Here is a 6,446-nt window from a genome sequence, read left to right on the forward strand (position 1 = left end):
TTGCCCCTTTGCATAGCGCTACCGCATGGGGCAGGTTGGCCGCCATGACCAATCCCCGCGAGACCGATCTCTATCCACCGATCAAGGCTTTCCTTGAGGATCAAGGCTATGTGGTAAAGGCCGAAGTCGGTGCGGCAGATGTGGTGGCCATTCGCGGGGCAGAGCCGCCGGTGGTGGTGGAGTTGAAGCTCGGCTTCTCGCTCGCGCTGTTCCACCAGTGCCTTGCACGGCTCAAGGTGGCAGATGACGTGTACCTCGCCGTCGCGCGTCAGCCCGGCAAACGGTTTGCTAAGGCGGTGAAGGACAATGTCACGCTGGCGCGGCGGCTGGGGCTGGGGCTGATCACCGTGCGGCTGTCAGACGGGTTGGTTGAAGTGCATTGCGATCCCGGCCCCTATGCGCCGCGCAAAAACACCAAGCGACAGGCCATGCTGCTCCGGGAATTTGCGCGTCGGCAGGGCGATCCGAATGATGGGGGGCAGACACGTGCTGGCCTCGTCACCGCCTACCGTCAAGACGCGTTGAAACTGGCGGTGTTTTTGTTCGAGGCAGGGGCCAGCAAGGGCGCCGACGTGGCCCGCGCCACCGGGGTCTCAGCGGCAACCCGCATGATGCGCGACGATCACTATGGTTGGTTTGAAAAGGTCGATAAAGGTGTGTACGGCCTCACCCCAACGGGGGCCGAAGCTGTCGCCACCGCGGGGCGCATACTTGGGGCCGGCTAATTGGTTCCAATTGACCCAAAATTTTTCAACGCCGTTGTTGACAGAACTCAGAACGCTCCTTAGCTATGCGTCGTTATCACTCACAAGGGTTGAGTGCTAACGGCTGCACCCCTCGGACGGAGGGGGTGGCTTGGAAGAGTAACTTTGAGCCTTAAGGAGCTGCAAAGATGGCATTGAAACCGCTTCATGACCGTGTGCTGGTAAAGCGTACAGAAAGCGAAGAGAAAACCGCCGGCGGGTTGATCATTCCTGATTCCGCCAAGGAAAAGCCTTCTGAGGGTGAAGTCGTTGCCGTAGGCACCGGTGCCCGCAAGGACAACGGCGAGCTGATCGAAATGGCCGTCGCCCCCGGTGACAAAATCCTGTTCGGCAAATGGTCCGGCACAGAAGTCACCGTCGAAGGCGAAGAAATGCTGATGATGAAAGAAAGCGACATCATGGGGATCATCGCGTAAGCCACCCGGCTTGCCGACCCTTTGAAGACGCTCACATCAATCCAAGATTTTAGGAGAAGACAATATGGCTGCTAAGGACGTCAAATTTGACACCGATGCCCGCAACCGGATGCTCAAGGGTGTGAACATCCTTGCCGACGCGGTGAAAGTCACTCTCGGCCCCAAAGGCCGGAACGTGGTTCTGGACAAATCCTTCGGCGCACCGCGCATCACCAAAGACGGTGTATCCGTGGCGAAGGAAATCGAACTGGAAGACAAGTTCGAGAACATGGGCGCACAGATGGTCAAGGAAGTTGCTTCCCGGACCAATGACGAAGCAGGCGACGGCACCACCACCGCGACTGTTCTGGCCCAGGCCATCGTCAAAGAAGGCATGAAATCGGTTGCCGCTGGCATGAACCCGATGGACCTCAAGCGCGGCATCGATTTGGCCACCTCCAAAGTCGTCGAAGCGATCCGCGCCGCGGCCCGTGACGTGTCCGACAGCGACGAAGTCGCACAGGTTGGCACCATCTCCGCCAATGGCGAAAAAGAGATCGGCCGTCAGATCGCAGACGCGATGCAGAAAGTCGGCAACGAGGGTGTCATCACCGTCGAAGAGAACAAAGGCCTCGAGACCGAGACCGATGTCGTCGAAGGCATGCAGTTCGACCGTGGCTACCTGAGCCCCTACTTCGTCACCAACTCCGACAAGATGACTGTCGAGCTGGAAGACGCGATCATCCTGCTGCACGAGAAGAAACTGTCGAGCCTTCAGCCGATGGTGCCGCTGCTCGAGCAGGTGATCCAGTCGCAGAAACCCCTGCTGATCATTGCCGAAGACGTTGAGGGCGAAGCCCTGGCGACCCTCGTCGTGAACAAGCTGCGTGGCGGTCTGAAGATTGCTGCTGTGAAGGCACCGGGCTTCGGTGACCGTCGCAAAGCCATGCTGCAGGACCTCGCGGTTCTGACCGGTGGTCAGGTGATCTCCGAAGATCTGGGCATGAAGCTTGAGTCCGTGACCATGGACATGCTGGGTTCGGCCAAGAAAGTCGCGATCACCAAAGACGAGACCACTGTCGTTGACGGCGCGGGCGAAAAGGCCGAGATCGAAGCACGTGTTGCTCAGATCCGTAACCAGATCGAAGAAACCACCTCCGACTACGACCGTGAGAAGCTGCAAGAGCGCGTTGCCAAACTGGCAGGCGGTGTTGCCGTGATCCGCGTCGGCGGCATGACCGAAGTCGAAGTGAAAGAGCGCAAAGACCGCGTTGACGACGCCCTGAACGCGACACGTGCCGCTGTTCAAGAAGGCATCGTTGTAGGCGGTGGTGTGGCTCTGGTTCAGGCGGGCAAAAAGCTCGAAGGTCTGACCGGCGACAACAACGACCAGAACGTTGGTATCTCCATTGTGCGCAAAGCACTGGAAGCACCGCTGCGTCAGATCGCTGAGAACGCTGGCGTCGACGGTTCCGTCGTGGCGGGCAAGATCCGCGAAAGCGACGACCTGAAGTTCGGCTTCAACGCCCAGACCGAAGAATATGGCGACATGTTCAAGTTCGGCGTCATCGACCCGGCCAAAGTTGTCCGTACTGCTCTGCAGGACGCGGCCTCGATCGCTGGTCTGCTGATCACCACCGAAGCCATGGTCGCTGACCGTCCGCAAAAAGACGGCGCACCTGCCGGCGGCGGCATGCCCGACATGGGCGGCATGGGCGGCATGATGTAAGCCAGCCCTATTGGCTAGAAACAGAAGGCGCGCCAGAGATGGCGCGCCTTTTTTGCATCTGAAGCTGCGGAGCATCTTCGCTCGATAGATTTGATCACTCTACAAGCTAACCGGGCCAAGGTAGAAATGGGTTCGCTAAGCAGCGGTGCAGTGATCATGGCGGCCACGCGGCGTAGACCGGCCTTAGGAAGGCAATTCGACAATCCGCGCATAGGCATTCAGCATGTCGAGAGCATTTGCAAAGGTCTCGGAAGGGTTCTCTTTCACGATATAGCCTGCCACGTTCTTGCTATAGGCTGACTGCACATCCGTGGGCATGTCCGACGTGGTAAAGACAAAGACCACCACTCGTTCTAGCGCTGGATCGCCTCGAACGGCCTCCAGAAATTCCAAGCCGCCCATGCGCGGCATATTAAGGTCGAGCGTCACGATGTAGGGCGGCAAACGGCCATGGCGCTCCACCTCTTCCCTCAAAAATTCGAGAGCTTGCTGCCCATCGTGGCGAACTTCCGTCTCATTCACGATTTTGAGCTTTCGCATCGCTCGCTGCATGGCCATCACGCTCACCATATCATCATCCACGATCAGGAACTTCGCGGCAGTTGTCTTCATGCGGGCGTCTTTTGGCGTAAACATTATGCGGCCTCGGCAATATGCGGCGGTGATTGGACGGGGGAAGCGGCGGGGAGTGGCAGTTCCACGATAAAGGACGCGCCGCGTTCTTTGTCGGGATCAGAGATTAAGGTGACTTTGCCTTTGTGGTGCAGCGCCAGTTTGTTGACAATTGCCAACCCAAGACCGCTGCCTTCAACTTCATCACGTGGCCGAAGGGTCTGAAACAGCTCAAATATTTGGGCCTGATAGCGCAGATCAATCCCAGGCCCATCATCTGTAACGCGCAGTATCAGTGTCCCATCCACAATATCGGCCTGCACATGGATGATGCCCTGGTCTTTGTCGTGATGTTTTATCGCGTTCGAAAGCAGGTTGCCTAGAATTTGCTGCAACGGTGTGAGGCGCGTGAGAACGGCGGTGCAAAATTAGACCACGGTAGCGCCGTCGTATTGGCGGTGCGGGCGGCGTAAAATTCGTCCACTTTTTCCCTTCTTGCGGCAGCAGGGAGGGTGAGGAGATTTACACCGTGGAACTTTATCTGAAGGTGAGGCTGGCGCGCAGCGAGGGGATGAGCCAGCGGGATCTGGCGCGCCATTTCAACATATCGCGCGACAGCGTTCGCAAAATGTTGGCGTTCTCGTCGCCGCCGGGCTACCGGCGCACGAAGGAGATCAAGCGTCCCAAGCTTGATGGGTTTACCGAGATCATCGATGGCTGGCTTGAAGAGGACAGGAAGTTGCCTCGCAAGCAGCGCCACACGGCGAAGCGGATCCACGAGCGGCTCAGGACGGAACACGAGTTCACCGGCGGCTATACGATCATTAAGGACTACGTTCGGCAGCGTGAACGACGCACCCGTGAGATGTTCGTGCCGCTGGCGCATCCGCCGGGCCATGCGCAAGCTGATTTTGGCGAAGCGTTGGTTGTGATCGGGGGTGTCGAACAAAAGGCCCACTTCTTCGTCCTGGATTTGCCCCACAGCGATGCCTACTTCGTGCGAGCCTACCCGGCGGCGACGGCGGAGGCCTGGATGGACGGGCATGTGCATGCCTTTGCCTTCTTTGGCGGGGTGCCTCTGTCGGTTCTCTACGACAACGACCGTTGTCTGGTCTCGAAGATCCAGCCGGATGGTACACGGGTCCGCGCGACGCTGTTCAGCGGGCTGCTGTCGCATTACTTGTTCCGAGACCGCTACGGACGGCCGGGCAAAGGGAATGACAAGGGCAATGTCGAGGGGATGGTGGGCTATGTCCGCCGCAACCACATGGTGCCGATCCCCCACTTCCCGGATTGGGAGAGCTTCAACACCTATCTTGAAGAGCAGTGTCGCGCCCGTCAGACTGATACACTCCGTGGGCACACGGAGACGATCGGCGCGCGCGTGCAGCGGGATCTGGCCGAGATGCGCCCCTTGCCAGCCGCTCCCTTTGAGGCCTGCGCACAGGCCAGCGGCCGGGTGAGCTCCCAATCGTTGGTCCGCTACGGCACCAACGATTACTCGGTCCCCGTGGCCTATGGCCATCAGGATGTCTGGGTGCGGGCCTATGTTGATCAGGTGGTGATTGGCTGCCGTGGGGACGTGATCGCACGCCATCCGCGGTGCTACGCGCGCGAGGACATGGTGTTCGACCCGATCCACTACCTCCCGCTGATCGAACGCAAGATCAATGCTTTGGATCAGGCCGCGCCCCTTGCGGGGTGGGACTTGCCAAAAGAGTTCGACACGCTGCGCCGCCTGATGGAAGCGCGCATGCTGAAGATAGGGCGCCGCGAGTATGTTCAGGTGCTGCGCCTCCTGGAGACCTTCGGCATGGATGAGCTACACGCCGCCGTAAAGCAGGCCCTGAAGATGGGCGCGGTCGGCTTTGATGCTGTGAAGCATCTGGTGCTGTGTCAGGTCGAGAAGCGGCCACCACGGCTCGACCTCGACGTGTACCCCTACCTGCCACGGGCGCGGGTCGAGACGACCTCAGCGGCCAGCTACATGTCCCTGATGTCGGAGGCTGCGAAATGACCCATGCCCCCGAAATCCTGCTGGAGCATCACCTCAAGAGGCTGAAGCTTCCGACATTCCTGCGTGAGTATCAGAAGGTGGCGCGCCAATGCGCCGCCGAGGGCTTGGACCATGTCCAGTTCCTGACGCGCTTGGTCGAACTGGAGCTGATCGATCGCGAGCGACGGATGGTCGAGCGCCGCATCAAGGCGGCCAAGTTCCCGGCCACCAAAAGCCTCGACAGCTTCGACTTCAAGGCAATCCCCAAGCTCAACAAAATGCAGGTGCTTGAGCTGGCGCGCTGCGACTGGATCGAACGGCGCGAGAACGTGATTGCCCTCGGCCCAAGCGGCACCGGCAAAACCCACGTCGCACTCGGCCTGGGGCTCGCTGCTTGCCAGAAAGGGATGATGGTCAGCTTCACCACCGCCGCGGCCTTGGTCAACGAACTGATGGAGGCGCGCGACGAGCGTCGCTTGCTGCGGGTCCAAAAACAGATGGCCAACGCCAAGCTGCTGATCATCGACGAATTGGGCTTCGTCCCTCTCTCCAAAACCGGGGCCGAGCTGCTCTTTGAATTGATCTCGCAGCGCTACGAGCGCGGGGCTACGCTGATCACGAGCAACTTGCCCTTCGATGAATGGACGGAAACCTTCGGAACCGAGCGCCTGACCGGGGCGCTCCTCGACCGGCTGACCCACCACGTCAACATCCTCGAGATGAACGGCGAAAGCTATCGCTTGGCCCAAAGCCAAGCGCGAAAAGCCACCAAAACCTCCTGATCGACAATCCATGCCTTGGCCCTCACGGGCCAAGGCGGCTAGTCAACCGACAGCTATTTGGGGAGCGCGGTCGACTGGCCGCCAGCACTCTATGCACCCTTCACGCCCAACCCCAAAGTGGCCTACTTTTGCGCCGCCCTTTGGTCGGGTTTTACTCCGCCGTTGACA

The 6,446-nt window shown here is 59.5% G+C and carries 7 protein-coding genes; 5 read left to right on the plus strand and 2 right to left on the minus strand.

The window, feature by feature from the left end; all coding sequences use genetic code 11:
* Positions 1 to 44 precede the first annotated feature (44 nt).
* The 3 genes from BLS57_RS15130 (at position 45) to groL (ending at position 2,888) form a co-directional block, all read left to right on the plus strand.
* On the plus strand, positions 45 to 725 hold the full coding sequence (locus BLS57_RS15130) for a DUF2161 domain-containing phosphodiesterase (protein ID WP_093743546.1): 681 nt from the start codon (positions 45 to 47) through the stop codon (positions 723 to 725).
* Positions 726 to 892: 167 nt separating this feature from the next.
* Positions 893 to 1,180 (plus strand): co-chaperone GroES, encoded by a 288-nt coding sequence (groES, locus tag BLS57_RS15135; RefSeq protein ID WP_007119008.1) that lies wholly within the window; start codon positions 893 to 895, stop codon positions 1,178 to 1,180.
* Between the two features lie 64 nt (positions 1,181 to 1,244).
* Complete coding sequence (gene groL, locus BLS57_RS15140; protein ID WP_093743547.1) at positions 1,245 to 2,888, plus strand: chaperonin GroEL; 1,644 nt, start codon at positions 1,245 to 1,247, stop codon at positions 2,886 to 2,888.
* 183 nt (positions 2,889 to 3,071) lie between these two features.
* On the opposite strand, the gene BLS57_RS15145 is transcribed toward groL, so the two are convergent.
* The gene (locus BLS57_RS15145; RefSeq protein WP_093743548.1) at positions 3,072 to 3,500 is read right to left on the minus strand and encodes a response regulator; all 429 of its coding nucleotides are present in this window, start codon (positions 3,498 to 3,500) and stop codon (positions 3,072 to 3,074) included.
* 23 nt (positions 3,501 to 3,523) lie between these two features.
* Positions 3,524 to 3,895: a sensor histidine kinase gene (locus tag BLS57_RS15150; protein ID WP_093743549.1), complete on the minus strand. Its 372-nt coding sequence runs from the start codon at positions 3,893 to 3,895 to the stop codon at positions 3,524 to 3,526.
* 134 nt (positions 3,896 to 4,029) lie between these two features.
* Between BLS57_RS15150 and istA the strand changes: the two genes are divergently transcribed.
* Positions 4,030 to 5,517: an IS21 family transposase gene (gene istA / locus BLS57_RS15155; protein ID WP_093740271.1), complete on the plus strand. Its 1,488-nt coding sequence runs from the start codon at positions 4,030 to 4,032 to the stop codon at positions 5,515 to 5,517.
* Entirely contained in the window at positions 5,514 to 6,278 is a 765-nt protein-coding gene (gene istB / locus BLS57_RS15160; protein WP_093740268.1) for an IS21-like element helper ATPase IstB, read from the plus strand. The genes istA and istB overlap by 4 nt, the downstream gene beginning before the upstream one ends.
* Positions 6,279 to 6,446: the final 168 nt, after the last annotated feature.

Source organism: Sulfitobacter delicatus (genome assembly GCF_900102535.1).
Classification (GTDB): Bacteria; Pseudomonadota; Alphaproteobacteria; order Rhodobacterales; family Rhodobacteraceae; genus Sulfitobacter; species Sulfitobacter delicatus.

Bases quoted from the DNA above. Each gene is read 5' to 3' on its own strand.
- BLS57_RS15145 (WP_093743548.1), bottom strand. From the start codon at position 3,500: ATGAAGACAACTGCCGCGAAGTTCCTGATCGTGGATGATGATATGGTG.
- istB (WP_093740268.1), top strand. From the start codon at position 5,514: ATGACCCATGCCCCCGAAATCCTGCTGGAGCATCACCTCAAGAGGCTG.
- groES (WP_007119008.1), top strand. From the start codon at position 893: ATGGCATTGAAACCGCTTCATGACCGTGTGCTGGTAAAGCGTACAGAA.
- BLS57_RS15130 (WP_093743546.1), top strand. From the start codon at position 45: ATGACCAATCCCCGCGAGACCGATCTCTATCCACCGATCAAGGCTTTC.
- groL (WP_093743547.1), top strand. From the start codon at position 1,245: ATGGCTGCTAAGGACGTCAAATTTGACACCGATGCCCGCAACCGGATG.